We start from the raw sequence: 24591 nt of genomic DNA, 5'->3' as shown, positions 1-24591 counted from the left end.
GCTGGCGTGACGCCCGGCGCTCAGGGAATGGCGACCGGGTACGAGCCCAGCACCTTGATCTGCGCCGAGTGCGCTTCCAGTTCGGCCAGCGCCTGCTTCATCGCCTCGTCTTCCACGTGGCCGGCCAGGTCGATGAAGAAGCCGTATTCCCACTTGGCCTGGTGCGAGGGACGCGACTCGATGCGGTTCATGCTGATGCCATGCCGCGCGAACGGGCTGAGCACGTCGAACAATGCACCTGGCTTGTCGTGGATGAACACCAGCACCGAGGTGCGGTCATGCCCGGAGGTGGGAAAGATCTGCCGGCCGATCACCAGAAAACGCGTGGTGTTGTCGTCGTCGTCTTCGATCGACTTCATGATGACTTTCTTCAAGCCATACACATGCGCGGCGCTCTCGCCGCCGATCGCCGCGGCGTCCTCGGCATTGCGGGCGCGGCGTGCGCCTTCGGCATTGCTGGAGACGGCGATCTTCTCGACCTTGGGCAGGTGCGAACGCAGCCAACCGGCGGTCTGCGCAAACGACTGCGAATGCGCGTAGATGCGCTCGATGTCTTCCAGCCGGCCGTTGCGCGAGAGCAGGTACTGGTGCACGCGCAACTCGACTTCGCCGCAGATTTTCAGGTTGGAGGTCAGGAACATGTCCAGGGTGACCTGGATGGTGCCCTGGCCGGAATTTTCCACCGGCACCACGCCGAAATCGGCATTGCCGGCTTCCACTTCCTGGAACACTTCCTCGATGGTTGCCATCGGCAGGCCGACTGCCGAACGGCCGAAGTGCTTGAGCACCGCCTGCTGGCTGAAGGTGCCTTCCGGGCCGAGATAGCCGATCTTCAACGGCTCCTGCTGGGCCAGGCACGCGGACATGATTTCGCGGTACACGTGCACCAGCACTTCATCGCTGAGCGGGCCTTCGTTGCGGTCCACCACCATGCGCAGCACCTGCGCCTCGCGCTCGGGCCGGTAGTAATCCACCGCTGCGGCGAGCTTGCCCTTGGCCTTGCCGACCTGATGGGCGAAGTTGGCGCGTTCGGCGATCAACGCCTGGATGGTGCGGTCGATCTCGTCGATCTTGGCGCGCACGTCGGCCAGCACCGGCGCAGCGGTGGCCGGCTTGATCGCGCGCTTGTCCGAGGCGTTGGCCGCGGACTTGGCGGCGGACTTGCCTGCCGGTTTGGTCTTGCCACCGGTGGCGGCACTGGGCTTGCTGGACTTGGGAGCCATCGCTCGGCATTCCTTGAAATTGCGGCGCATGCGCCTGCGCGGCATGCGCCGCGGTCGAATGAAAGACTCAGCCGTGACGCTGCTGGAAGTCGTGCATGAAGCTCGCCAGCGCCTGCGCGCCCGCCACCGGCATCGCGTTGTAGAGCGAGGCGCGAATGCCGCCGACCGCCTTGTGCCCCTTCAGCGCCAGCAGACCGGCTGCCTTGGATTCGCTGACGAACAACGCATCCAGCTGCTCGTCGGCCAGGAAGAACGGGATGTTCATGCGCGAACGCACCGCCGGCTTGACCAGGTTGCGATAGAACCCGCCGGAACCATCGATCGCGCCATACACCAGCGCAGCCTTTTCGGCGTTGCGGCGGGCGAACTCGTCCACCCCGCCCTGCTCCAGCATCCACTTCACGGTGAGTCCGAGCAGATACCAGTTCCAGGTCGGCGGCGTGTTGAGCATCGAATCGCGGGCGGCATGCGAGGCGTAGTTGAAGATGTCCGCGCGCGGCTGGCCGGCGCGTTCGAGCAGGTCGCGCCGCACGATCAGTACCGAGATGCCGACCGGGCCCAGATTCTTCTGCGCGCCGGCATAGATCAGCCCGTAGCGCGACACATCCAGCGGCTCGGAGGCGATCGACGAACTGAAATCGGCAAACAGCGGCAGCGTGCCCACTGCCGGCGTGTCGCGGAACTCGACGCCGTGGATGGTTTCGTTGGCGGTGATGTGCACGTAGGCCGAGTGCGGCGACAAGGTCCAACTGGCCACTGGCGGAATGTCGGTGAAGCCGCCCGCCTGGCCGTCGGCAGCAATGCGCGCATCCACATAGGTGGCCGCCTGCTTGATCGCGGTCTTGCCCCAGTGGCCGGTGATCACGTAGTCGGCAGCCTGGCCGGGTGCGGCGAAATTCAGCGGCAGCAGCGCCTGGATGGTGGTGGCGCCACCGGCGGTGAACAGCACCGCGTAATCGTCGGGAATCGACAACAGGGTACGCAGATCGGCTTCGGCCGCGGCCGCCACGGCCATGAAATCGGCGCTGCGGTGGCTGATTTCCACGATCGAGGCGCCGACGCCGTTCCACTCGACCATCTCTTCCTGCGCCTGGCGCAGGACCGATTCCGGCAATGTCGCAGGGCCGGCACTGAAATTGAACGCGCGTGTCATGGCACACCTTGTCGAGCTAGCCTTCTAGTATGCCGCAGCGCACCGGCCTTGGCAGCGTTGCAGAAAAGTTGCATGTGCATCCTTCTCACCCACGGCGACGTATGGTTTGCGTAGGCCATCGGCAGCGTCATCACCATGGTCCGGTATTCTCATTAGCAGCCACTGTCAGGAGCGAGCCATGTCCCTTCGCGATGTCTTGAAGACGCCGTCCAGCGAGATCACCGATGAGGCCGTCTACCGCGACCGACGCCGGCTGCTGCAGCTGTTTGCGCTGACCCCGGCGCTGGGCGTGGCCGGCTGCGCCGAGGCCGATCCGCCGCCTCCGCCCAAGACCGTGGTGACCCCGGCGCAGGCGCGCAGCGGCTTCCGTACCGCCGAGGAACTGACCCGGCTGGAAGACGTCACCAGCTACAACAACTTCTACGAGTTCGGCACCGACAAGACCGACCCGTCCAAGGCCGCCAAGACCCTGAAGCTGTCGCCGTGGTCGGTGAAGGTCAGCGGCGAATGCGAAAAGCCCGGCAGCCTGTCGCTGGACGAATTGCTCAAGGGCATCAGCGCGGAAGAGCGCATCTACCGGCTGCGCTGCGTGGAAGGCTGGTCGATGGTGATCCCGTGGACAGGCGTGCCGCTGGGTGAGGTGCTCAAGCGCTTCGCCCCGACTTCCAAGGCCAAGTACGTGGCATTCACCACGCTGGCTGATCCGCAGCAGATGCCCGGCGTGCGCTACCGCTCGATCAACTGGCCGTACCGCGAAGGCCTGCGCATCGACGAAGCGATGCACCCGCTGACCCTGTTGGCCACCGGCCTGTACGGCAAGCCGCTGCCGCAGCAGAACGGTGCGCCGCTGCGGCTGGTGGTGCCGTGGAAGTACGGCTTCAAGAGCATCAAGTCGATCGTGGAAATCCGCTTTGTCGAGAAGATGCCCGAGACCGCCTGGCACGATCTGCAGCCGTCCGAGTACGGCTTCTTTTCCAACGTCAATCCGGCGGTGGATCACCCACGCTGGAGCCAGAAAACCGAGCGCCGTATCGCCGGCACCGCGAGCAAGTTGTTCGCCGAGCGCATCGCGACCAAGCCGTTCAACGGCTACGCGGACCAGGTCGCCTCGCTGTACGCGGGGATGGACCTGAAGAAGTGGTTCTAAGGCAGTGATACCCCCCGCGTAGGAGCGCACCCGGGCGCGACGGGCATTACCAGGAATGCCCGTCGCGCCCGGGTGCGCTCCTACGATGCATGTTGATGCCCGTGCGGCATCGCTTCCTTCTTCGAGATCGCATGGCCAAGACCTCCGCATCCCTGATCGCCGCCAAGACCCTGGTGCATGTCGCCGCGCTGACGCCGATCGCCTTGCTCGGCTGGCAGTTCTGGCAGGTATGGCAAACCGGCAGCGATGCGCTGGGCGCCGATCCGGTGGCCGAGATCGAGCACCGCACCGGGCTGTGGGCGCTGCGCTTTCTGTTGATCACCCTGGCAATCACGCCGCTGCGCCAGCTCACCGGCCAGGCGACGCTGATCCGTTTCCGACGCATGCTCGGGCTGTACGCATTCTTCTACGCCAGCGTGCATCTGGCGGCCTACCTGAGCCTGGATCTGCGCGGCTTCTGGACGCAGATCTTCGAAGAGATCCTCAAGCGCCCCTACATCACGGTGGGCTTTGCGGCATGGCTGCTGCTGGTGCCGCTGGCGATCACCTCCACCCAGGGCTGGATGCGGCGGCTCAAGCGCAACTGGGGCCGCCTGCACATGCTGATCTACCCGATCGGGTTGCTGGCAGTGCTGCATTTCTGGTGGCTGGTGAAATCCGACATCCGCGAACCGGCGCTGTATGCCGGCATCCTGGCGGTGCTGCTGGGCTGGCGGATCTGGAAGAAACTCAGCGCGCGCCGAACCACAGCAAGGCGCTCAACGCCGCCGCCAGCAACACCGCGCTGAGCAGCAACCACGGCCAGCGCGCCACCTTGACCGGCGCACGCACCGGTTCGCCGGGCGCGCGTGGTGGTGGCAACGGCTCCGACTCGGGAAGGTCCCAGGTGGTGCCGTGATGGATCCGCGGCACCTCGACGACAAAGCGGTGGCGGGCATCGAACACCACCTGGTCGCCGGCCTGCAGCCAGCCGTCGCGCACCTGCACGCCGTTGATCCAGCTGCCCTCTTCCGAACCCAGGTCGCGGATCAGCACACGGTCGCCGTGACGTTCCAGGCGCGCGTGCTGCGCGGCGAAGGCCGGGTCGTCGATGACGATGTCCGCCGCCGGGTCGCTGCCGACCAGGCGTGAGCGGTCCAGCGTGAAGCTGCGCCCGTGATGGCGGCCGCCCAGCCCGCGCAACAGCAGACAGACCTCGCTCAGGCCGGCATCGTCGTCTGCAACGTCGTTGGCCGGCGCGCTCGATGGCGCACTGCGCAGCAGCATCTCCACGCCATCGGCGTAGATCGCATCGCCGGGGCGCAACAGCGCCATGCGCCGCACCGGACGTCCGTTGACATGGATGCCGCGGATCCCGTTGGCGACCTGTAGCCACAGCCCGCGCTGGTCCAGGCAGAACTGCGCCAACAGCAACGCACCCTGCGCATCGGCAACCACCCGCACGCTGCCGGAGGCATGGCGGACGATCCGGTGGACGCCGGGCTTGAGGGAATGATCCGGCTGCTGCCGGTGGGTGAAATGAACTTGCAGATCGCGCACCCGCCGCAGCCTAGCAGGTTTGCCGCGCGCCGCGGCCAACAATGTGACCTGCGTCCTGCCGACGCAGGTACGGCACCGAAGTGGCGGCGCTGCTTGACCACGCGCGCGCCGCACTTGGAGCCTGGCCCGCGCATGCGCACAATGCACGCTTCTTTCGTCTTCCCCATGGAACCCATGTCCAGCATCGATATCCGCCACGACCATGCCTTGTCGCCGGCCCAGGCCCGCGCAGCGATCGACGCGGCGGCGCGCAAGTTGACCGATCGCTATGGCGTCGCCTCGCATTGGGAAGGCGATACCTTGCGCATCGCGCGGGCCGGCGTGGATGGGGCAATCACCCTGCTGCCGCAGCAGGTACATGTCACCGCCGAGCTCGGCTTCCTGTTGTCGGCGATGCAGCCGATGGTGGAATCGGAGATCCGGCGCCTGCTGGCCGAAAAACTCGCCTGAGCCGCAGCGTCGTTGGTCCGGGCCTGATCGCCCGGCCATGGCCTGACCGCACCGGTGCTTCAGCGACAAGTCACCCGCGCGGCCCATTGCAGGCGGATGCTCTGAGCGTGCTTCACCTGCTCGATGCAGTGCCGGGACTAGGGTGAAGGCAACGTCACTTTGGCAACCCACAGGAGCATTCCATGACGACCGGATACGATCAGAACGGCAAGCGCGACGATGCCGCGCACGGCTTCCAGGCGCAGGCGGAACAGATTTCGCGCCGGCTCGGCGAATCGGCGCAGACGGTGTGGCTGGCCGGGCTAGGTGCGCTGGGACGGGTACAGAGCGAGGGTGGCAAGTTGTTCGATTCGCTGGTGCGCGAAGGCGCAGCCTACGAGCGCAGCGGCCAGCGCAAGGCAGCCGAAAGCGTCGATGAGCTGCGCGAAGAGGTGGAGACCCAGTTCGAGCAGGCACGCGACACCGCGGTACGCGGTTGGGACAAGCTGGGCAAGGCCTTCGACGAACGCGTCAAGGGCGTGCTGCGCACGCTCAACATTCCCGAGCAGGACGAACTGGAAAACCTGCGCCGCGAGGTGGAATCGCTCAAGGCCCAGGTACGCGCCAATACCGCCGCGACCAAGCGCGCCAACCGCACCGCCAATCAGGCCGCGCAGGCTGCCAGCAGCGACACCACCGGCGCAGGCTCGGCCGGCGGCAACTCCAATCCTGGCAGCGCTGCGTTCGATGGTGAATAAGCCAGCCCGGCAATGTTGCAAAGCAACATGATTTTTTAGACAATCGGGAAGGACCCGCCAGTCCTGTAATACGAAGTCCGTTTGCTCCCCTCCCCTCACGGCTTCGGACTGGCGGGTCTTTCGCTATCTGGATCACGCTGCGTGGTATCGCCGCCCGCGATCCATTGACGAATCTGCGGCGAAGGATTCTTCTAGGCGCACCGCTTCGTCATACGTGCCATACCTTCGCTTGATGCTCATGCCTTCCTGGACTGTGGCGCTTGTGGTTTCCCTGCTGCTGTGGGTGGTGGTGTGCGCCTATGTGTGGCTGGTGCGGCGCCGTGCCAACGAAACCAGCGAGGGTGTGCGTGCATTGGCGGCGATGCACTGGCGCGATTTTTCCGCCGTGGTGCAGCGCGTGCTGCAGGAGCAACGCGGCTGGCAACCCACGCAGGTGCCGCAGGACGGCCTGCCGACGGCGGACTTCATGATGCAGACCGAGCAGGGCACGCGCCTGGTGGCCTGCAAGCACGGGCGCGGCTACCGCATCGGCGTGGCAGCGGTGAACGAGCTGGGTGCGATGGCACGGCTGGCCGGCGCGGGTGGCGGCGTGATGGTGACCGAGGGCCGCATGGAACGCGAAGGCCTGGCGGCCGCCGAGAAGCAGTCCATCGAAGTGCTAGATGGCGTGCGCCTGTGGCCCTTGCTCAAGCCGTATCTGCCGGGCGATGTGGAAACCGGCGTAGTCGGCATGGCGCGCCGTCGCGCGATCCGTCACAGCCTCATTGCCGCTGCAGCGCTGGCAACCTTGGCGCTGGTCACGGTGCTGGCCTTGCAACCGGTGCAGCCACCTGCGCCCACGCAGCAGGCAACGGTGGTGGCCGCCCCAGGTGCTGCCGCAGCGGTCGCTGCAACACCTGCACCGCAGGGCGCGAGCTCACCGCAGGCCGCGCCGCCATCAGCCGCACCGCCTGCATCGACACCATTGGCAAATGATGCCGAACCGGATGCGGCAACCATGCAGGGCTATCAGCGCGAGGTGTCCAAGGCGCTGGCACAGACGCCAGGCCTGGTGCGCGGCATCTGGATCACCCAGGCAACGCTGGCGGTGGATCGCTCGGTTGACGATGCGGCGGCGTGGCCGTTGATCTGCCGCGAACTGCAGCGCTACCCCTACCTGCGCACCGTGCGCGTGCAACTCAATCCGCGCCCCGGCGTGGACGAGGCGGTGCGCTGGCGGCAGTGCACGACGATCTGATTCATGCATCGCCCTATGCGCTTGCGCGCGGCGTTTGAGGCTCAGCGCATTCCCGGTGCGAACCGCGCCACCAGGTCGTAGGATCCGCCCAGGAACAACTGCCGCACGTAGGTGACCGGCTGGTCGCCGCGCCAAGTGTGGCGATCGATGACCAGACAGGCCGCGCCATCGTCCACCTGCAGGCGTTCGGCTTGCGCGGCGTCCGCACTGACGGCACTGATGCGGTGTTCGGCGCGCGTCCACGGCACGTTGCGCAACAACCAACTGCCCGGCGCCACGTCGGTGAACGGCTGCAGCAATGCCTCGGGCACGGTGGTGGTGTCGATCACCCGCTGTTCCAGCGCGAACGGGCGGCCGTCTGCCAGGTGCACGCTTTCCAGCGCGAGCACCTTGCCGCTGCTGCCCAGCGCACGCTCCTGCGGCACGCGCAGGCGCGGGCTGCGCAGTCGACGCGACAGCAGCGCGAACCGGTAGACGTGGCCGCGCGCGGTCATTTCCACTTCGATGTCGGGGATCGACAACGCGACCTGCTCCAGATGCGGATGCGGGCGCGCCACGAACGAGCCGGTGCGGCGACGACGTTCGATCATGCCGGCATCGGCAAGCAGGCCGAGCACCTTGTTCACGGTCATGCGCGAGCAGCCGTATTGCGCCATCAGCTCGTGCTCGGGCGGCACACGGTGACCGGGCGGCCAGTCGCCACTGTGGATGCGGCGTTCCAGATCCTGCCGGATGCGTTGATGCAGGGTGCCGGGCGCGGCGGTGGGGGTGGCGGTCAAAACGGGTCTCCGGTCAGACCCGCATTGTGCGCGCATCCGCTCATTTGCTCAGCAGCGATCGCAGAACACCGGCAAAACGCGCGGCAATCCGCGCGCGATCCACATGGCGCCCGTCGCGCACCACCGCTCGCCCGGCGCGCCAGACAGTGCGCACCGCACCGCCGCGCGCGGCGAACAGCCAACTGTCCAGCAGCGCGTCGTCGTTGCGTGCCAGCAGCGCCGGATGGGTCGGGTCCAGTTCGAGCAGATCGGCCGACGCGCCAACCCGGATGCCGCTGCGCGCAATGCCCAGGGCCTGCGCCGCACCCTCGCCCGCCTGCTCGAACAACCAACGCCCACTGGAGGCGCCCGCCTGCGCCAGCACATTGCGCGCCTGCAGCTGCAGACGCTGGCCGTATTCGAGCAGGCGCAGTTCTTCGGCCGCGTCGATCAACACATTCGAATCCGAGCCGACACCAAAGCGCCCGCCCGCGGCCGCAAATGCCTGCATCGGGAACAGGCCGTCGCCCAGATTCGCCTCGGTGATCGGGCACAGCCCGACCACCGCGCCGCTGTCGACGATACCCTGCAGCTCGCTGGCGTCCACATGCGTGGCATGCACCAGGCACCAGCGCGCATCCACCGGTGCGTTGGCCAGCAGCCACTGCAGCGGACGCTGGCCGGACCAGGCCAGGCAGGCCTGGACCTCGCGCTGCTGCTCGGCGATATGGATGTGGATCGGCCCATCGGTGAGTGGCACCAATGCAGCCAACTGCTCCGGCGTGACCGCGCGCAGGCTGTGTGGTGCCAGCCCGAGCACGGCATCCGGCAATACCTTGAGGCTGCCCTTGCAGTCGTCCAGCAACCGCGCGAAGCCGTCGATGTCGTGGATCAAACGACGCTGCGCTGCGCTGGGCGCCACGCCACCGAAATCCGCATGCGCATAGAACACCGGCAACAGTGTCAGCCCGATGCCGGTGTTGGCGGCGGCAGCGGCGATGCGCCCGGACATTTCGCCGGCCTGCGCATACGCCGCGCCGCCGGGGCTGTGGTGCAGGTAATGAAATTCGCCGACGCGGGTGAAGCCGCTTTCGAGCATCTCCACATAGGCCTGTTCGGCGATCGCCTGCAGGCTGTCCGGATCGAGCCGGTCGACGAAGCGGTACATCAACTCGCGCCAGCTCCAGAAACTGTCGCCACTGCGCCCGCCCACTTCGGTCAGCCCGGCCATGCCGCGCTGGAATGCGTGGCTATGCAGGTTGCCCAGCCCGGGCAGCAGCCGCTCGACCCGGTCGTCGCCGGCAGCGGGTGCGGTGCCGGGCTGCACCGAGGCGATGCGCCCCTGCGCCAGCGTGATCCGCACGTCGCCCGCCCAGCCATCGGGCAAGAGAGCCCGCGCCGCCCACAACGCCTGCACCTGTTGGTCTGCCACTGGACACCCTCGATTACCGGTTCTATTGTATATACATATCAGACACCACGAGCCTGCGCCATGCATTGCGACGTCCTCTGGCACAACGCACAGCTGATGACCCTGGACGCAGCAGACGGTGGCCTTGGCATCGTGGACGATGGCGTACTGGCCTGCCAGGACGGCCGCATCACCTATGCCGGCCCGGCCGCGCAGGCCCCGGCGCTGACACCGGACGTTGCGCACGATTGCCGGCGCCGCTGGATCAGCCCCGGCCTGGTCGATTGCCATACCCATCTGGTGTATGCAGGCAATCGCGCCCACGAATTCGAGCAACGCCTGCGCGGTGCCAGTTATGCCGAGATTGCCGCAGCCGGCGGCGGCATCGTGGCCACGGTGCGCGCCACCCGCGCCGCCGACGACGCAGCGCTGCTGGCCGCCAGCCTGCCGCGCCTGGACGCCATGCTCGCCGAAGGCGTGACCACGCTGGAAATCAAATCTGGCTACGGGCTGACGCTGGAGGACGAAACCAAGCAGCTGCGCGTGGCACGCCAGCTCGCGGCACTGCGCAAGGTCGAAGTGGTGCCGACCTTCCTCGGTGCGCATGCGGTGCCGCCGGGCGGCGATGCGCAAACTTATATCGACGCCGTCTGCACGCAGATGATTCCGGCGATCGCCGCGCAAGGGCTTGCCGAGGCGGTGGACGTGTTCTGCGAGCATCTGGCGTTCTCGCCCGCGCAGGCCGAACAGGTCTTCCGCGCCGCGCAGGCACACGGCCTGGACATCAAGATCCATGCCGAGCAACTGAGCAACCAGCATGGCGCGCAACTGGCCGCACGCCATGGCGCGTTGTCGGCCGATCACATCGAGTACCTGGATGACGCCGGCATTGCCGCAATGGCCGGCGCCGGCACCGTCGCGGTGCTGTTGCCGGGCGCGTTCTATTTCACCCGCGACACCCAGCTGCCGCCGATCGCGGCGTTGCGCGCCGCCGGCGTGCCGCTGGCCCTGGCCACCGACTGCAATCCGGGCACCTCGCCGCTGACCAGCCCACTGCTGGCGATGAACATGGCCGCCACGCTGTTCCGCATGACCGTGGACGAGTGCATCGCCGGGTTCACCCGCGAAGCCGCCCGCGCGCTCGGGCGCGGCGAGCGACTGGGCCGGCTACGCGCCGGCCTGCATTGCGACCTGGCGATCTGGGACATCGATGCGCCAGCCGACCTGGTCTACCGCATGGGCTTCAACCCTCTTCATGCCCGCGTCTGGCGCGGGCATTCCTGCTGAATCCGGAGTCATCATGAGTGCTTCTATTGTCTTGCAGCCCGGCCAGGTCACGCTGGCGCAGTGGCGTGCGCTGTATCGCGGCGCCGACGTCGTGCTGGACGACGCCTGCGCGGCCGCGGTGCTGCGCAGCGCGCAGACGGTGGAGGCCATCGTGGCGCGCGGCGAACCGGTGTATGGGGTCAATACCGGCTTCGGCAAGCTGGCCAGCGTGCGCATCGAACGCGAGGACCTGCAAACCCTGCAGCGCAATATCGTGCTCTCGCACGCCGCCGGGGTCGGCGAGCCCACGCCGGTGCCGGTGGTGCGGCTGATGATGGCGCTCAAGCTCACCAGCCTGGCCCAGGGCGCTTCCGGGGTGCAGCCGCAGACGCTGGCATTGCTGGACGCGATGCTGCGCCAGGGCATCACGCCGGTGGTGCCGTGCCAGGGCTCGGTCGGCGCCTCCGGCGATCTGGCACCGCTGTCGCACCTGGCCGCGGTGATGATCGGCGTCGGCGAAGCCTTCGTCGGCGGGCAACGCCTGCCTGCAGCCGACGCGCTGGCGCAAGCGCAGCTGCAGCCGCGCGTGCTGGGCGCCAAGGAAGGCCTGGCGCTGCTCAACGGCACCCAGTTCTCCACCGCCTGCGCCTTGGCCGGGCTGTTCGAGATCGAAACCGTGCTGCAGGCCGCGCTGGTCACCGGCGCGCTGTCGGTGGAAGCGGCCAAGGGCTCGGACACGCCGTTCGATGCGCGCATCCATGCCTTGCGCGGCCAGCCGGGACAGATCGCCACCGCTGCCGCGCTGCGCGCGCTGATGGCCGATTCGAGCATCCGCGAATCGCACCGGCTCGGCGATGTGCGGGTGCAGGATCCGTACTGCCTGCGCTGCCAGCCGCAGGTGATGGGCGCGGCGCTGGACATCATGCGTCAGGCCGCACGCACGCTGGAGATCGAGGCCAATGGCGTCTCGGATAACCCGCTGGTGTTCAGCGATACCGGCGAGGCCTTGTCCGGCGGCAACTTCCACGCCGAGCCGGTGGCCTTCGCAGCCGACATGCTGGCGATGGCGGTCTGCGAAATCGGCTCGATCAGCGAACGCCGCACCGCGATGCTGGTCGACCCGGCCTTGTCGGGCCTGCCGGCGTTTCTCACCCCGCGCCCGGGCCTGAATTCCGGTTTCATGATTCCGCAGGTCACCGCTGCGGCCCTGGTGTCGGAGAACAAGCAGCGCGCGTATCCGGCCAGTGTCGATTCGATCCCGACCTCGGCCAATCAGGAAGATCATGTGTCGATGGCGGCGCATGGCGCGCGGCGTTTGCTGGCGATGGCCGAGAACGCCGCGCACGTGATCGGCATCGAACTGCTGGCGGCCGTACAAGGCTGCGACTTCCATGCGCCGCTGCGCTCCAGCGCCGCGCTGGAAGCGGCACGCGCCCTTCTGCGCGCGCAGGTACCGACCCTGCAGGACGACCGCTATTTCCATCCCGACATGCTGGCGGCCAGTGCGTTGGTGCGTTCGGGCGCGCTCGCGCAGGCGGTCGCCATTGCCTTGCCAGGCGTGGAGCAGCACGCATGACGCGCCACATCGCAGCTGCTGGAATGAACTCGGCAGCATGGTGTTCGCGCGTGCAAGGTCTCGCGTCACTGCCGAGCGCGCATCTGCGCGACGACCATGCACTGCGGGCGATACGCGCGCGCGGACTGCTTGCGCGTCAGGCCGTGCTGCGCGCTTGCGCGCTGCGTGCCGACCGGATGCAGGCGCGACATCGTCGCGTCTTGACGATCGCACCAGCACAAGGCGCACCGCGATGAGCGCCCTGCCCTGGCTCGACATACAGCGCGGCGATGCGCCGCTGATCCTCAGCTTCCCGCATACCGGCACCGAGCTGCCCGAGGAGATGGCCGACCAGTTCGTCTCGCCCTGGCTGGCACGCCGCGATGCCGATTGGTGGGTGCATCAGCTGTACGACTTCGCGCAATCGCTCGGCGCCACCACCGTGCGCACCGCGATCTCGCGCTCGGTGATCGACGTCAACCGCGATCCCAGCGGAGCGTCCCTGTACCCGGGCCAGAACACCACCGGCCTGTGTCCGCTGACCACCTTCGACAATCAGCCGCTATATGCTGACGGAGCCGAACCCGACCAAGCACAGATCGCCTGGCGCCGCACGCAGTGGTTCGACCCCTATCACGCTGCGCTCGCTGCCGAGATCGCGCGCCTGCGCACGCAGCACGCCAGCATCGTGGTCTACGACGCGCATTCGATCCGCTCGCATATTCCGCATCTGTTCGATGGCGAGCTGCCGCAGTTCAACATCGGCAGCAACGACGACCGCAGTTGCGATCCGGCCCTGGCCGATGCCGTGGAGCAGCTGTGCCGCAGCAGCGGCTCGAGCACCGTGCGCAATGGGCGCTTCAAGGGCGGCTGGATCACCCGCCATTACGCGCAGCCCGGGCATGGCGTGCATACGCTGCAGATGGAGCTGGCGTGCCGCGGCTACATGCGCGAGCCGGACACCATCACACCGCAGAACTGGCCCACGCCCTGGCTCCCCGCACATGCGGTCGCACTGCGCGCGGTGCTGCGCCACGTGCTGCTGGCCTGCCTGCAGTTTGCCAACGCCACTCACTCCTCCGCCACCACGCCGCCTGCGGCGCACCGTTGATTGCAAGGAAACCGGCATGACCCGTCACGATGCAACCCGCGTCATCCGCGCCGCCACCGGCACCACGCTCACCGCAAAAAGCTGGCTCACCGAAGCGCCGCTGCGCATGCTGATGAACAACCTGGACCCGGACGTGGCCGAGCGCCCGCAGGAACTGGTGGTCTATGGCGGCATCGGTCGCGCCGCGCGCGACTGGGAGTCCTTCGATGCGATCGTCGCCGCGCTGACCCGCCTGGACGACGACCAGACCCTGCTGGTGCAGTCCGGCAAGCCGGTCGGGGTGTTCCGCACGCATGCCGATGCGCCGCGCGTGCTGATCGCCAACTCCAACCTGGTGCCGCGCTGGGCCAGCTGGGAGCATTTCAATGAACTCGATCGCAAGGGTCTGGCGATGTACGGCCAGATGACCGCCGGCAGCTGGATCTACATCGGCGCGCAAGGCATCGTGCAGGGCACCTACGAAACCTTCGTGGAAATGGGCCGCCAGCATTATGGCGGCAGCCTGGCCGGCAAGTGGCTGTTTACCGGTGGCCTGGGCGGCATGGGCGGCGCGCAGCCGCTGGCCGCGGTAATGGCCGGCGCCTCGTGCCTGGCGGTGGAATGCCGCCGTTCCAGCATCGACATGCGCCTGCGCACCGGCTACCTGGACACCTGGACCGACGACCTGGACGAAGCGCTGCGCCTGATCGAAGAATCGTGCACGGCGAAGAAACCGCTGTCGGTCGGCCTGCTCGGCAATGTCGCAGACGTGCTGGACGAACTGCTGCTACGTGGAGTCAAACCGGACCTGCTGACCGACCAGACCTCCGCGCACGACCCGATCAACGGCTACCTGCCGCAGGGCTGGACGGTGGAGGAATGGGACGCGAAACGCGTGAGCGCACCGAAGGAGGTGGAAGCGGCCGCGCGCGACTCGATGGCCAACCACATCCGCGCCATGCTCACCTTCCACGCACTCGGCGTGCCCACCGTGGATTACGGCAACAACCTGCGCCAGATGGCGCTGGAGGCCGGCGTCGACAATGCGTTCGACTTCCCCGGCTTCGTGCCCGCCTATATCCGGCCGCTGTTCTGCCGCGGTATCGGCCCGTTCCGCTGGGTCGCGCTCAGTGGCGATCCCGACGACATCGCCAAGACCGATGCCAAGGTCAAGGAGCTCATTCCCGACGATGCGCATCTGCACCGCTGGCTGGACATGGCTGCCGAAAAGATCGCCTTCCAGGGCCTGCCTGCGCGGATCTGCTGGGTCGGTCTGGGCGACCGCCATCGGCTCGGCCTGGCCTTCAATGCGATGGTGCGCAGCGGTGAACTGAAGGCGCCGGTGGTGATCGGCCGCGATCATCTGGATTCGGGCAGCGTCGCCTCGCCCAACCGCGAGACCGAGGCCATGGCCGACGGCTCGGATGCGGTCTCCGACTGGCCGCTGCTCAATGCCCTGCTCAACACCGCGTCCGGTGCGACATGGGTGTCGCTGCATCACGGCGGCGGCGTCGGCATGGGCTTCTCGCAGCACGCCGGCATGGTCATCGTCTGCGACGGCAGCGAGGCGGCCGACAGACGTCTGGAGCGCGTGCTCTGGAACGACCCGGCCACCGGCGTGATGCGCCACGCCGATGCCGGCTACGCCATCGCCACCGACTGCGCGAAGCAAAAAGGCCTGGATTTGCCCGGCATTCTCGGCTGAGGACTCTCGGCCCCGGCTGTTTCGCCGACCGCGTGCACCCCGCACGCGGTCGGCATGCAGCACGCGGACATCACCGGTTGTGGGCGCAGCGTCCGCAGCAGGCAACGACTATCGGCTGCATGCGATTGGCCGCTCTCAGCTCCACGACGGTCTACTTGCAGGCCGATGCAGCAGCGGCCAGCAATGCGTTGTCATCGAGCACCGGTGCCGCACTGCTTGCTGGATAGGCCGCTGCGATCGCCTTCGCCGCGCGATCGGCGTCCGCCTGGATATACCACTGCGACGACGGCGGCAGCGAACGCCCGCGCACCGCCTGCTCGAAGCGATACTGTCCCCAGTAGATCGCCAACGGCTCTTCCAGCGCGTTGAGCGGGTTACGCAAGGTGCTCGCACCCGGACACAGCCGCACGAAATTGGCAGCGAGCATGCGTTTGCGCGCCAAGGGCTGCCCCGCAGACAGGTAGTGACTCAATTCATGCAACACGATCGGCGCCCAGTCCATCGAGGCCGTGCCGGTGCGCGCATCATGCTGCGAATACAGCAGCATGGTGCGTCCACGTACCTTGGCCTGGGTGGTGTCCGGCTCCGGCCACCAGACGAATCTTGCCTGGAACACCGCAGGCTCCGGCACCGCAAAGAACGCCCGCATCTGCGCTGCCAACCGCGAGACGGCGGGGTTGGACAGTTCCTCGCCCAGCTCGCGCGCCTGTTGCGCGAAACGCGGTGCAACGGCGACCACGCGCCTGGCGCGCGGAACGAAGCGGGCAAAGTACGCGTGCAACATCGCCTGGTCGTCTGCCGACTGCTCGGCAATGGCGGCATCCGCTGAGGCCTCGAATCCCGCATTCCCGAGGAAATGCCGGGAGAAAGGATCCACCTCACGGGTAGCATCTGGCGCAAACACGCGGTCGAGCATCTCCAGATCGTCGTCCTTTGTCAGCCCCGAGGTGCGCCGACGGAAAGCTGCGTAGGCCACAAGTGCTGCACGATCGGCCGGGTCCAGCCCGCCATGGGTTTCGAAATAGCTGCGATACACTGGCGCCGTATAGCCGGGCAACCAGTCCGACAGGTTATCCAGCAGATTGAACAGGTCCGTGGCCTCGCTGTAACCCACCTGCACGGGTGCCGATGACGGCATGGCTGGCACGGCTGGCGCGGCATGCGCGGTGGTACACATCACGACCCAGATCAGTCCGGCTGAGCGGATGCGCCGCAACGTTGGCGGCCAGCGATCGATCCATCTGCGCATGCAAGGCTCCGGGCTGGCGAGTGCGCTGATTCGAGCATGCCGGGATACCGCCCGCCACGTGCCTTTGGTCAGGGGGCGCGACAGCTTCCGGCGTCGGGCTGCGAGCGAGGACATCGTTGCCCATCACATTCTCGACGATTGCCCTCAAGTCCACCGCGTGCGGGCCGACAAGGTATGCAACGTTTCGAGGGATCTCCATGGGCATCTTGATCTACCTGGTGCCTGCATTCGCGCTCTGGGCGCTGATTGCCACCGTGCTGGCGTTCGTGCGTGGCCGCCAGCTGCGCGCCGAATCCGGCCAGCTCGCCAGCACCCAGGACAGCCTTGCCCGCTACCAGGCTGCGCTCTCGCAGGCGAAGGCGCGTGCGGCCGCCAGCGTGCTGGAGCTGGAATCGCTGCAACGCAGCTACACCGTCCTCAAGCAATCGCTGGAGCAGCAGGAACAGACGGCCGCCGAACAGGCGCCGGCTGCCGACAGCCAGGTCATTCCGATGGTGATGGTGCAGCGGCTGGATATCGCCAACGAGATTGGCACGTTGTTCGCGCACGTCGCACGGGTGGCACGCAGCCTGCGCCGCTACAGCGCCTACAGCCGCGGCCACACTGCGCCGGAACCGGCCACCGCCCGTTACGACCTGCATTGGCTGGCCGATTGCCTGCACAGCTTCGACCAGATCGGCTATGCCCTGTTGCGCGGCAACGCCGCGGCGCTGATCACCGCCTGCCAGGACCTGTTGTCGATGTACGACCACTATCTGAAGGACGGGTCCGGCTACAACAGCCGCGACACCTTCCAGCGCCTGAGCAGCGATGTGCCGCTGTCGGATGCCACCGATGCCATCCGCTCGATCATCGTCAAGGCGACGCTGGCGCAGGATGTGCGCGATGCGGTGATGGAGGATGCGGTTGCGGCTAACGTTGGGTGAGTCGGGAATCGGGAATCGGGAATCGGGAATCGGGAATCGTATGAGCGTGGGTGCGGGGTTCTGTTGGGTCAACAGGTAGATGCATGCTGTTTGACCGCTTCCCGATGCAGCGACTGCTGCGATGCGATTGCCCATGAAAAAAGCGCACCGTTTGCGGTGCGCTTTTTTGTTTCAGGCCTCGGGACTGGCCGGTTCGCCTTGGTTGGCGGGTTTGGTCCCTGCCTACGTCATGGTGCCTGCTGCGGCAGCGCGTAGGCCACCACGGCATCGCCTGCAGGCGTTTCCATGAAGTGGTGGCCCCCGGCCATGATCACCAGATACTCGCGGCCGTTGTAGGCGTAGACCATCGGGTTGGCCTGGCCGCCGGCCGGCAGCTTGGCATGCCACAGCTCCTTGCCGGTGGCCAGATCGATGGCGCGGATCAGGTCGTCGGTGGCTGCGGCAATGAAGATCAAGCCACTGGCCGTCACCACCGAACCGCCGTTGTTGGGCGTGCCGATCTCGATCGGCAGACCCGAGCGAATGCCGAACGGACCATTGCCGCGTGCGCTGCCGAACGGGCGGTCCCAAAGCGTCTTGCCGCTGGCCAGATCGACTGCACGAATGCCGCCATACGGCGGCTGCTTGCACAGCAGCTTGGTGAACGGCAGACGCCAGCCGGCGTTGACGTTGATCGCGTACGGCGTGCCGGCCTGCGGATCGCCCGCGCCTTCTGCGCCACCTGCATCGCCGCGCGCTTCATCGCGCGGCGCCCAGCCCAGTTTGTCGGCCTTGGCGCGCGGCACCAGCAGGTTGTAGTTGGGCATGTCGTTGTAGTTGGCCACAATCACGCCGCGCTGCGGATCCACCGACACGCTGCCCCAGTCCGAACCACCGTTGTAGCCGGGGTATTCGATCGAATGACGGTCGGCTTCCGGCGGCGTGTAGATGCCCTTGTAGCTGGCCTTGCGGAACTGGATGCGGCAGACCAGCTGATCGATCGGCGTCATCCCCCACATGTCGCGCTCGGTCAGATCCGGCTTGCGCAGCGTGTGGTACAGCGAAAATGGCTGCGTCTTGGCACGCATCTGCGGCTCCACGCCACCGCCTGGCACTGCGCGTTCTTCCACGCCCACCAGCGGCTTGCCGGTACGCCGATCCAGCACGTACAACTCGCCCTGCTTGCTCGGCAACAACACTGCCGGCACGTTGACGCCGTCCTTGGGGAAGTCGATCAGGCTCGGCTGCGAGCCCAGGTCATAATCCCACGCATCGATATGCGTAGTCTGGAAATTCCACACCGGCTTGCCGGTGGTGACATCCAGCGCCACCAGCGAGGTCGCATAGCGATTCTCCTGCGGCGTGCGCGAGCTGCTCCAGTAATCGGCGGTGGAGTTACCCATCGGCAGATACACATAGCCCAGCTGTTCGTCGGCCGCGGCGGTGGTCCACATGTTCGGCGTGCCACGCGTCCAGGTCTGGCCCGGCGGCGGTGCGCCGTTCCAGTCCGGATGGGTCATGTCCCAGGCCCAGCGCAATTGGCCGGTCACCGCATCGAAGCCCTCGATCACACCGGACGGCTCGTAACGCTTCTGCCCGTCCAGCACCTGATGGCCGGTGACCACCACCCCGCGCACGATGGCGGGCGGCGAATTGATCGACACATAACCCGGCGGCGTCTGCCCCATGCCGACGGTGATGTCGACCTGGCCGTTGTTGCCGAAATCCGTGCACGGCTTGCCGCTACGCGCATCCAGCGCGATCAGGCGGCCATCCAGCGTGCCTTCGATGATGCGCGTGCGGCACAGCGGCGCCCCATCCGCTGCCACTGCTGCGGCGGCGTCGTTGGCTGCCACCGGCACCTGGTAGTACGACACACCACGGCAGGCGGCCGTATACGGAATCGCCTCGTCCTTGACCTTGGGATCGTAGCGCCAACGCTCCTTGCCACTGGCGGCATCCAGCGCGATCACCTGATTGCGCGCGGTGCACAGGTACAGGCTGTCGCCCACCTTCAGCGGCGTGGTTTCCGCACCCCAGCGCTTGCTCGGCAGGTCGCCGGTGTGGAAGACCCAGGCCTGCTTCAATTGCGCAACGTTGTCGCGGTTGATCTGCTGCAGCGGCGAATAGCGCTGCCCGGCCTGGCTGCGTCCATACGCGGCCCAGTCGTCGTCGGCAGGCGCATTGCCCGGCTGCCCGTCGGCGGCGGCCGGCGCTGCAGACGCGCTGCGCTTGACCAGGCCCACGGCCATGCCGGCGGCGTGTGCCAGCGCGCCATCGGCCTCGGTCACTCCAAACGGCACGAAGGCGAGCGCGAAGGCCACCACGAACACCGCCGCCAGAACGCCGGCCACGCTGCGCGATACCGCACGCGATACCGGGCGCTCCAGCTTCGGCAGCAGCAGCGCCAGCACGAATGCCAGGCCGACGATCAAGCCAAGTCGCGGCACCCAACGCCAGTAGTCGCTGCCCGATTCCCACCATGTCCACAGCAACGTCGCCGCCACCACTGCGGCAAGCCACCACGCGCCCGCATTGCGACCGCGAAACAGCAATACGCCGGCGATCAGCAAAGCCACGCCCACAGGCGCGTAATACCAGGAGCCGCCCAGCGCGGCCAGCCACACGCCGCCGGCCAGCAGCACGGTGCCCAGCACTCCAATCACGCCTCCCAACGTCGCCAGCGCCCAGTGGCCGCGACGGGAAGGACGATGCAATGTCGTCATCAGTTGTTCCTCTTCGATCTGCGGCGACGCAACGCCGCCACACCACCCCCAACCTTCGACCCGCCGCGGTGAAAAAACCGCGTTCTTTGCGAACGCCGTCGAAAAACACTGCGTTGCAGATGTCATCGCGTGCAATAAAAAACGCCGGCTGTGCGCCGGCGTTTTTCTTCAGCTGCATTGCTCGCCTGCTGCGATCACGCTTCGGTCGGTGGCAGGTCGCCTGCACTTGCTGCCGGTGCAACCGCTGCATCGTCCAGCACATCCTCGGCCTCATCCAGCGAGGCATCCAGGCGTTCGACCGCCTGCAGCTTTTCGCCCTTGGACAAGCGGATCAAGGTCACGCCCTGGGTATTGCGACCCACGCGCGAGATTTCCGAACCGCGGGTGCGCACCAGCGTACCGCCATCGGAAATCAGCAGCACTTCGTCGGTGGCGCCCAGCAGCACCGCACGCACCAGCTTGCCGTTGCGCTCGGTGGTCTGGATGCCGATCACGCCCTGCGTACCGCGGCCCTTGCGCGGGTACTCGGTCAGCGGGGTGCGCTTGCCGTAGCCGTTCTCGGTGGCGGTGAGGATGTAGGCCATGTCGTCGCTCTCGGCGACGTCGATCACCTCTGCCTCGACACCATCCGTGCTCTCCACCACGTCCTCGACACCCTCGTCCTCGACATCGCCTTCGATGCCGCCTGCACGCTCGGCCACGATCAGGCTGACCACCTCTTCGCCCTTGGTCAGACGGATGCCGCGCACACCGGTGGCGGTCCGGCCCATCGAACGCACGGTGGATTCGCCAAAGCGCACGGTCTTGCCGTTGGAGGCGAACAGCAACACGTCGCGATCGCCATCGGTCAAGGCCACACCGACCAGCGCATCGCCCTCATCGAGGTTGATCGCGATCTTGCCGCGTGCCAGGCGGAACGCGAATTCGCTCAGCGGGGTCTTCTTGACCGTGCCGTTGCGCGTGGCGAAGAACACATAGCGGTTGTCGGCGTATTCGCGCACCGGCAGCACCGCCTGCACACGCTCGCCGGGTTCCAGCGGAATCCAGTTGATGATCGGACGGCCACGCGCATTGGAGCCGGCCTCCGGCAACTGGTACACCGGCAGCCAGAACACCTTGCCGCTGCTGGTGAAGGTCAGCAGCGTGTCGTGCGTGTTGACCAGCCACAGCTGGTCGATGAAATCCTCTTCCTTGGTCGCCGCCGCAGACCGGCCGCGGCCACCACGGCGCTGCGCACGATATGCGCTGACCGGCTGGCGCTTGGCATAGCCGGCATGCGAGAGCGTCACCACCACGTCTTCCGGCGAAATCAGGTCCAGGATGTCCAGATCTTCTTCGCTGTGACGGATCTCGGTGCGGCGTTCGTCGCCGTACTCCTCGCGGATGTTGATCAGCTCGTCGCGAATCACCTGCAACAGCACGTCGGGGTTTTCCAGGATGCGGATCAGGCCCTGGATGACCTCAAGCAACTGCTTGTACTCGTCGGTCAGCTTTTCCTGCTCCAACCCGGTCAGGCGATGCAGGCGCATTTCCAGGATCTGCGAGGCCTGCACTTCACTGAGCTGATAGAAGCCGTTGGCCAGGCCCACGCCCGGGGCCAGATCTTCCGGCTTGGAGGCTTCGGCACCGGCGGCGCCCAGCAGCGCACCGACAAGACCCGGTTCCCAGGTCTTGGCCAGCATGCGCTCGCGCGCTTCCTGCGGGTTGGCCGAGGTCTTGATCAGCTCGATCATCTCGTCGATGTTGGCCAACGCGACGGTCAGGCCTTCCAGCACATGCGCACGCGCACGCGCCTTGCGCAGTTCAAAGATGGTGCGGCGGGTCACCACTTCGCGGCGGTGGCGGATGAACGCCTGCAGCATCTGCTTGAGGTTCATCAACTGCGGGCGGCCGTCGATCAGCGCCACCATGTTGATGCCGAACACCGACTCCATCTGGGTCTGCTGATACAGGTTGTTGAGCACAACCTCGGCCGACTCGCCGCGCTTGACCTCGATGTAGATGCGCATGCCGTCCTTGTCGGACTCGTCGCGCAGCTCGCTGATGCCTTCGAGCTTCTTTTCCTTGACCAGCTCGGCGATCTTCTCGATCAGCCGCGCCTTGTTCACCTGATACGGAATCTCGGTGACGATGATCGCTTCACGGCCGTTGTCGGCCACTTCCACATCGGCCTTGGCGCGCATGCGCACGCGGCCACGGCCGGTGCGGTAACCGGCAGCGATGCCGGCGGTGCCGTTGATGATGCCGGCGGTGGGGAAATCCGGGCCGGGGATGTATTCCATCAGGCCTTCGACATCCAGCTCCGGCGTGTCGATCAAGGCGATGCAGGCGTTGATCGCCTCGGTCAGATTATGCGGCGGGATGTTGGTGGCCATGCCCACCGCGATACCGGCCGAGCCGTTGACCAGCAGGCTCGGGAACCGGGTCGGCATGACCGTCGGCTCCTGTTCCTTTTCGTCGTAATTGGGCTGGAAATCGACGGTTTCCTTGTCGATGTCGGCCATCAGCTCATGCGCCAGCCGCGACATGCGCGACTCGGTGTAACGCATTGCCGCGGCGGAGTCGCCATCGACCGAACCGAAGTTACCCTGGCCGTCCACCATCATGTAGCGCAGCGAGAACGGCTGCGCCATGCGCACCAGCGTGTCGTACACCGACTGGTCGCCGTGCGGGTGGTATTTACCGATGACGTCGCCGACGATACGCGCCGACTTGAAGTAGGCCTTGTTGCTGTGTGCGCCCAGCTCGTGCATGGCGTACAGGACGCGACGGTGCACGGGTTTGAGGCCATCACGGGCATCGGGGAGTGCGCGGCCCACGATCACGCTCATCGCGTAATCGAGATAGCTCTTGCGCATCTCGTCTTCCAGATTGACCTGGATGATTTCCTTGGCGGTTTCTGCCATTCGGGTTCCGTAAGTGAGGTGGCGGGCGAGCCGGAAAGCCGCGTCGGGGGCGCCCTGACAACAGGCTGCCGACCCCACGCTCCCGCCGATCGTTTCAAGCCCCGGATTGTATCACGAAGGGGCACCACGATGCCGCCGGTTTACCGGCCAGAAACAAGCACTTGCAGGATTTTGGCGGGGCGATGCGGCGATAGTGCGCCGCACTGGCCTCAGCCGCCGAACGCTGCCTGCATGCGCGCCAGGTCCGGCTGCGCGATCACCCCGCGTTCGGTGACGATCGCATCTATCAGGCTGCCGGGGGTGACATCGAACACCGGATTCCAGGCGTTGATGCCATCGGCCACCGTGCGCACGCCGCCGACCCCGAACAATTCGCCCGGGTCGCGCTGCTCGATCTCGATCTGATCGCCGCTGGCGGTGTCCATGTCCACCGTGGACGACGGTGCCACCACCATGAACTTGACGCCGTGGTGGCGCGCGGCGATCGCCAGCTGATAGGTGCCGATCTTGTTGGCGGTATCGCCGTTGGCGCAGATGCGGTCGGCGCCGACGATGACCCACTGCACCAGCCCGGACCTCATCAGATGCGCGGCGGCCGAATCGGCGATCAGGGTCGCGTCGATGCCATCCTGCTGCAGCTCCCACACGGTCAGGCGCGCGCCCTGCAACCACGGCCGGGTCTCGCCGGCAAACACCTTGGCGATGCGCTGCTGCGCCACCCCAGCACGGATCACGCCCAGCGCGGTACCGAAGCCGGCGGTGGCCAGCGAACCGGTATTGCAATGGGTCAGCACGCCGCTGCCGGTCTCGATCAACGACGCACCCAGCGCGCCCATATGCCGGTTGGCCGCCAGGTCTTCGTCGGCGATGGCCTGCGCCTCGCGCGCGATCACCTCGCGCCAGTCGGCACCGGCAGCGCCCAGCACGCGACGCATGCGCATCAGCGCCCAGGCCAGGTTGACCGCGGTCGGACGCGCGGCATTGAGCCGCAACAGCGCCGGTTCGAGCTTCTGAAGGGCCGCACTGCCGTCGTCGGCAACGATGTCGCGCGCCGCCAGCACCACGCCCCACCCGGCCGCAATGCCGATCGCCGGCGCGCCGCGTACCGCCAGCGAATGGATCGCCTCGGCCACGGCATCGCTGGTGTCGCAACGCACATGTTCGACCACGAAGGGCAGCTTGCGCTGGTCGAGCAGTTCCAGGGCATCGCCCGTCCACAGCAGCGGGCGGATATGGTCGTAGCGGGCGTAATCGATATGGGCGCTGTCGTTCATCCGGACATTGTAAGGCGCGCGGGCAGCCCAGTCAGTGGCCGCATCGCTCAGCCCGCTGGCGATGTCGCTACTGAGCTGGTCGAGTGCGCGGCGTCCGCACCGCGCCAGAGAGTTGGCCGGCTGCTTCTTGAAAGCCTGTTGCGCAGCCTGCGCGAGGCGGATGAAAAGTTGGCAGGTGGCGTGTTGAACGCCTTTCAGTTGCCCGGCTTGCAATGGCAAGGCAAAGAGAAGCTGGCCGACGCATAGTGATCCAACCAGCG

The 24591-nt window shown here is 66.8% G+C and carries 21 protein-coding genes; 12 read left to right on the top strand and 9 right to left on the bottom strand.

Annotation, left to right across the window (positions count from 1 at the left end; translation table 11 throughout):
* Positions 1-20: 20 nt before the first annotated feature.
* Both pheA and serC read right to left on the bottom strand, forming a co-directional pair.
* Positions 21-1223 carry a prephenate dehydratase gene (gene pheA / locus ABQY74_RS08545; RefSeq protein WP_039520680.1) on the bottom strand — a complete coding sequence of 401 codons (1203 nt, stop codon included), beginning with the start codon at positions 1221-1223 and terminating at the stop codon, positions 21-23.
* 67 nt (positions 1224-1290) lie between these two features.
* Entirely contained in the window at positions 1291-2376 is a 1086-nt protein-coding gene (serC, locus tag ABQY74_RS08540; protein ID WP_024940183.1) for a phosphoserine transaminase, read from the bottom strand.
* 178 nt (positions 2377-2554) lie between these two features.
* Between serC and msrP the strand changes: the two genes are divergently transcribed.
* Positions 2555-3523, top strand: coding sequence for a protein-methionine-sulfoxide reductase catalytic subunit MsrP (gene msrP / locus ABQY74_RS08535; RefSeq protein WP_024940184.1), 969 nt, complete (start codon positions 2555-2557; stop codon positions 3521-3523).
* Between the two features lie 131 nt (positions 3524-3654).
* Complete coding sequence (gene msrQ / locus ABQY74_RS08530; protein ID WP_065032370.1) at positions 3655-4311, top strand: protein-methionine-sulfoxide reductase heme-binding subunit MsrQ; 657 nt, start codon at positions 3655-3657, stop codon at positions 4309-4311.
* On the opposite strand, the gene ABQY74_RS08525 is transcribed toward msrQ, so the two are convergent.
* Positions 4253-5062, bottom strand: a complete 810-nt coding sequence (locus ABQY74_RS08525; RefSeq protein WP_024939832.1) for an FHA domain-containing protein — start codon at positions 5060-5062, stop codon at positions 4253-4255. The two genes, msrQ and ABQY74_RS08525, sit on opposite strands and share 59 nt — an antisense overlap.
* A gap of 174 nt (positions 5063-5236) precedes the next feature.
* Here ABQY74_RS08525 and ABQY74_RS08520 point away from each other — a divergent pair, with 174 nt between their 5' ends.
* From ABQY74_RS08520 to ABQY74_RS08510, 3 genes are all read left to right on the top strand, one after another.
* Positions 5237-5512: a polyhydroxyalkanoic acid system family protein gene (locus ABQY74_RS08520; protein ID WP_026064847.1), complete on the top strand. Its 276-nt coding sequence runs from the start codon at positions 5237-5239 to the stop codon at positions 5510-5512.
* 182 nt (positions 5513-5694) lie between these two features.
* Positions 5695-6249 (top strand): phasin family protein, encoded by a 555-nt coding sequence (locus ABQY74_RS08515; protein WP_349793649.1) that lies wholly within the window; start codon positions 5695-5697, stop codon positions 6247-6249.
* Between the two features lie 232 nt (positions 6250-6481).
* On the top strand, positions 6482-7486 hold the full coding sequence (locus ABQY74_RS08510; RefSeq protein WP_349793651.1) for a restriction endonuclease: 1005 nt from the start codon (positions 6482-6484) through the stop codon (positions 7484-7486).
* 41 nt (positions 7487-7527) lie between these two features.
* On the opposite strand, the gene hutC is transcribed toward ABQY74_RS08510, so the two are convergent.
* Entirely contained in the window at positions 7528-8301 is a 774-nt protein-coding gene (hutC, locus tag ABQY74_RS08505) for a histidine utilization repressor (protein ID WP_180969646.1), read from the bottom strand.
* A 4-nt stretch (positions 8302-8305) separates the two neighbouring features.
* Positions 8306-9676, bottom strand: coding sequence for a formimidoylglutamate deiminase (locus tag ABQY74_RS08500; protein WP_349793654.1), 1371 nt, complete (start codon positions 9674-9676; stop codon positions 8306-8308).
* 60 nt (positions 9677-9736) lie between these two features.
* Here ABQY74_RS08500 and hutI point away from each other — a divergent pair, with 60 nt between their 5' ends.
* From hutI to hutU, 5 genes are read left to right on the top strand one after another with little or no spacing between them, the layout of a single operon-like run.
* A complete protein-coding gene (hutI, locus tag ABQY74_RS08495; protein WP_349793656.1) occupies positions 9737-10942 on the top strand; it encodes an imidazolonepropionase in 1206 nt (401 codons plus the stop codon).
* A 13-nt stretch (positions 10943-10955) separates the two neighbouring features.
* A complete protein-coding gene (gene hutH, locus ABQY74_RS08490; RefSeq protein WP_053054363.1) occupies positions 10956-12497 on the top strand; it encodes a histidine ammonia-lyase in 1542 nt (513 codons plus the stop codon).
* The gene (locus ABQY74_RS08485) at positions 12494-12733 is read left to right on the top strand and encodes a hypothetical protein (protein WP_144422656.1); all 240 of its coding nucleotides are present in this window, start codon (positions 12494-12496) and stop codon (positions 12731-12733) included. Before hutH ends, ABQY74_RS08485 begins: the two co-directional genes overlap by 4 nt.
* Entirely contained in the window at positions 12730-13587 is an 858-nt protein-coding gene (gene hutG, locus ABQY74_RS08480) for an N-formylglutamate deformylase (RefSeq protein WP_047128541.1), read from the top strand. Before ABQY74_RS08485 ends, hutG begins: the two co-directional genes overlap by 4 nt.
* A 16-nt stretch (positions 13588-13603) precedes the next feature.
* Complete coding sequence (gene hutU / locus ABQY74_RS08475; protein WP_039527941.1) at positions 13604-15271, top strand: urocanate hydratase; 1668 nt, start codon at positions 13604-13606, stop codon at positions 15269-15271.
* Positions 15272-15422: 151 nt separating this feature from the next.
* Here hutU and ABQY74_RS08470 read toward each other — a convergent pair whose 3' ends face one another.
* The gene (locus ABQY74_RS08470) at positions 15423-16409 is read right to left on the bottom strand and encodes a hypothetical protein (protein WP_349793659.1); all 987 of its coding nucleotides are present in this window, start codon (positions 16407-16409) and stop codon (positions 15423-15425) included.
* Between the two features lie 308 nt (positions 16410-16717).
* Here ABQY74_RS08470 and ABQY74_RS08465 point away from each other — a divergent pair, with 308 nt between their 5' ends.
* Positions 16718-17446, top strand: a complete 729-nt coding sequence (locus tag ABQY74_RS08465) for a hypothetical protein (protein ID WP_349793661.1) — start codon at positions 16718-16720, stop codon at positions 17444-17446.
* Between the two features lie 227 nt (positions 17447-17673).
* On the opposite strand, the gene ABQY74_RS08460 is transcribed toward ABQY74_RS08465, so the two are convergent.
* The 3 genes from ABQY74_RS08460 to mtnA form a co-directional block, all read right to left on the bottom strand.
* Complete coding sequence (locus ABQY74_RS08460; protein WP_349793663.1) at positions 17674-20151, bottom strand: membrane-bound PQQ-dependent dehydrogenase, glucose/quinate/shikimate family; 2478 nt, start codon at positions 20149-20151, stop codon at positions 17674-17676.
* A gap of 194 nt (positions 20152-20345) precedes the next feature.
* Positions 20346-23057 carry a DNA gyrase subunit A gene (gene gyrA / locus ABQY74_RS08455; protein ID WP_039520640.1) on the bottom strand — a complete coding sequence of 904 codons (2712 nt, stop codon included), beginning with the start codon at positions 23055-23057 and terminating at the stop codon, positions 20346-20348.
* A 209-nt stretch (positions 23058-23266) separates the two neighbouring features.
* Positions 23267-24331 carry an S-methyl-5-thioribose-1-phosphate isomerase gene (gene mtnA, locus ABQY74_RS08450; RefSeq protein WP_349793666.1) on the bottom strand — a complete coding sequence of 355 codons (1065 nt, stop codon included), beginning with the start codon at positions 24329-24331 and terminating at the stop codon, positions 23267-23269.
* Here mtnA and ABQY74_RS08445 point away from each other — a divergent pair.
* Positions 24314-24577 carry a hypothetical protein gene (locus tag ABQY74_RS08445; protein ID WP_349793668.1) on the top strand — a complete coding sequence of 88 codons (264 nt, stop codon included), beginning with the start codon at positions 24314-24316 and terminating at the stop codon, positions 24575-24577. The two genes, mtnA and ABQY74_RS08445, sit on opposite strands and share 18 nt — an antisense overlap.
* Positions 24578-24591: the final 14 nt, after the last annotated feature.

It is taken from the genome of Xanthomonas sp. WHRI 7064 (assembly GCF_040202355.2).
GTDB lineage: Bacteria > Pseudomonadota > Gammaproteobacteria > Xanthomonadales > Xanthomonadaceae > Xanthomonas > Xanthomonas arboricola.
Note: the sequence above shows the minus strand (reverse complement) of the source record. Positions and strands in the feature narration are given on the sequence as shown.

Coding starts and splice junctions, on each gene's coding strand:
- pheA (WP_039520680.1), bottom strand. CDS start 1,223: ATGGCTCCCAAGTCCAGCAAGCCCAGTGCCGCCACCGGTGGCAAGACC.
- serC (WP_024940183.1), bottom strand. CDS start 2,376: ATGACACGCGCGTTCAATTTCAGTGCCGGCCCTGCGACATTGCCGGAA.
- msrP (WP_024940184.1), top strand. CDS start 2,555: ATGTCCCTTCGCGATGTCTTGAAGACGCCGTCCAGCGAGATCACCGAT.
- msrQ (WP_065032370.1), top strand. CDS start 3,655: ATGGCCAAGACCTCCGCATCCCTGATCGCCGCCAAGACCCTGGTGCAT.
- ABQY74_RS08520 (WP_026064847.1), top strand. CDS start 5,237: ATGTCCAGCATCGATATCCGCCACGACCATGCCTTGTCGCCGGCCCAG.
- ABQY74_RS08515 (WP_349793649.1), top strand. CDS start 5,695: ATGACGACCGGATACGATCAGAACGGCAAGCGCGACGATGCCGCGCAC.
- ABQY74_RS08510 (WP_349793651.1), top strand. CDS start 6,482: ATGCTCATGCCTTCCTGGACTGTGGCGCTTGTGGTTTCCCTGCTGCTG.
- hutC (WP_180969646.1), bottom strand. CDS start 8,301: ATGCGCGCACAATGCGGGTCTGACCGGAGACCCGTTTTGACCGCCACC.
- hutI (WP_349793656.1), top strand. CDS start 9,737: ATGCATTGCGACGTCCTCTGGCACAACGCACAGCTGATGACCCTGGAC.
- hutH (WP_053054363.1), top strand. CDS start 10,956: ATGAGTGCTTCTATTGTCTTGCAGCCCGGCCAGGTCACGCTGGCGCAG.
- ABQY74_RS08485 (WP_144422656.1), top strand. CDS start 12,494: ATGACGCGCCACATCGCAGCTGCTGGAATGAACTCGGCAGCATGGTGT.
- hutG (WP_047128541.1), top strand. CDS start 12,730: ATGAGCGCCCTGCCCTGGCTCGACATACAGCGCGGCGATGCGCCGCTG.
- hutU (WP_039527941.1), top strand. CDS start 13,604: ATGACCCGTCACGATGCAACCCGCGTCATCCGCGCCGCCACCGGCACC.
- ABQY74_RS08470 (WP_349793659.1), bottom strand. CDS start 16,409: ATGCCGTCATCGGCACCCGTGCAGGTGGGTTACAGCGAGGCCACGGAC.
- ABQY74_RS08465 (WP_349793661.1), top strand. CDS start 16,718: ATGGGCATCTTGATCTACCTGGTGCCTGCATTCGCGCTCTGGGCGCTG.
- ABQY74_RS08460 (WP_349793663.1), bottom strand. CDS start 20,151: ATGACGACATTGCATCGTCCTTCCCGTCGCGGCCACTGGGCGCTGGCG.
- gyrA (WP_039520640.1), bottom strand. CDS start 23,057: ATGGCAGAAACCGCCAAGGAAATCATCCAGGTCAATCTGGAAGACGAG.
- ABQY74_RS08445 (WP_349793668.1), top strand. CDS start 24,314: ATGGGCGCTGTCGTTCATCCGGACATTGTAAGGCGCGCGGGCAGCCCA.
- mtnA (WP_349793666.1), bottom strand. CDS start 24,331: ATGAACGACAGCGCCCATATCGATTACGCCCGCTACGACCATATCCGC.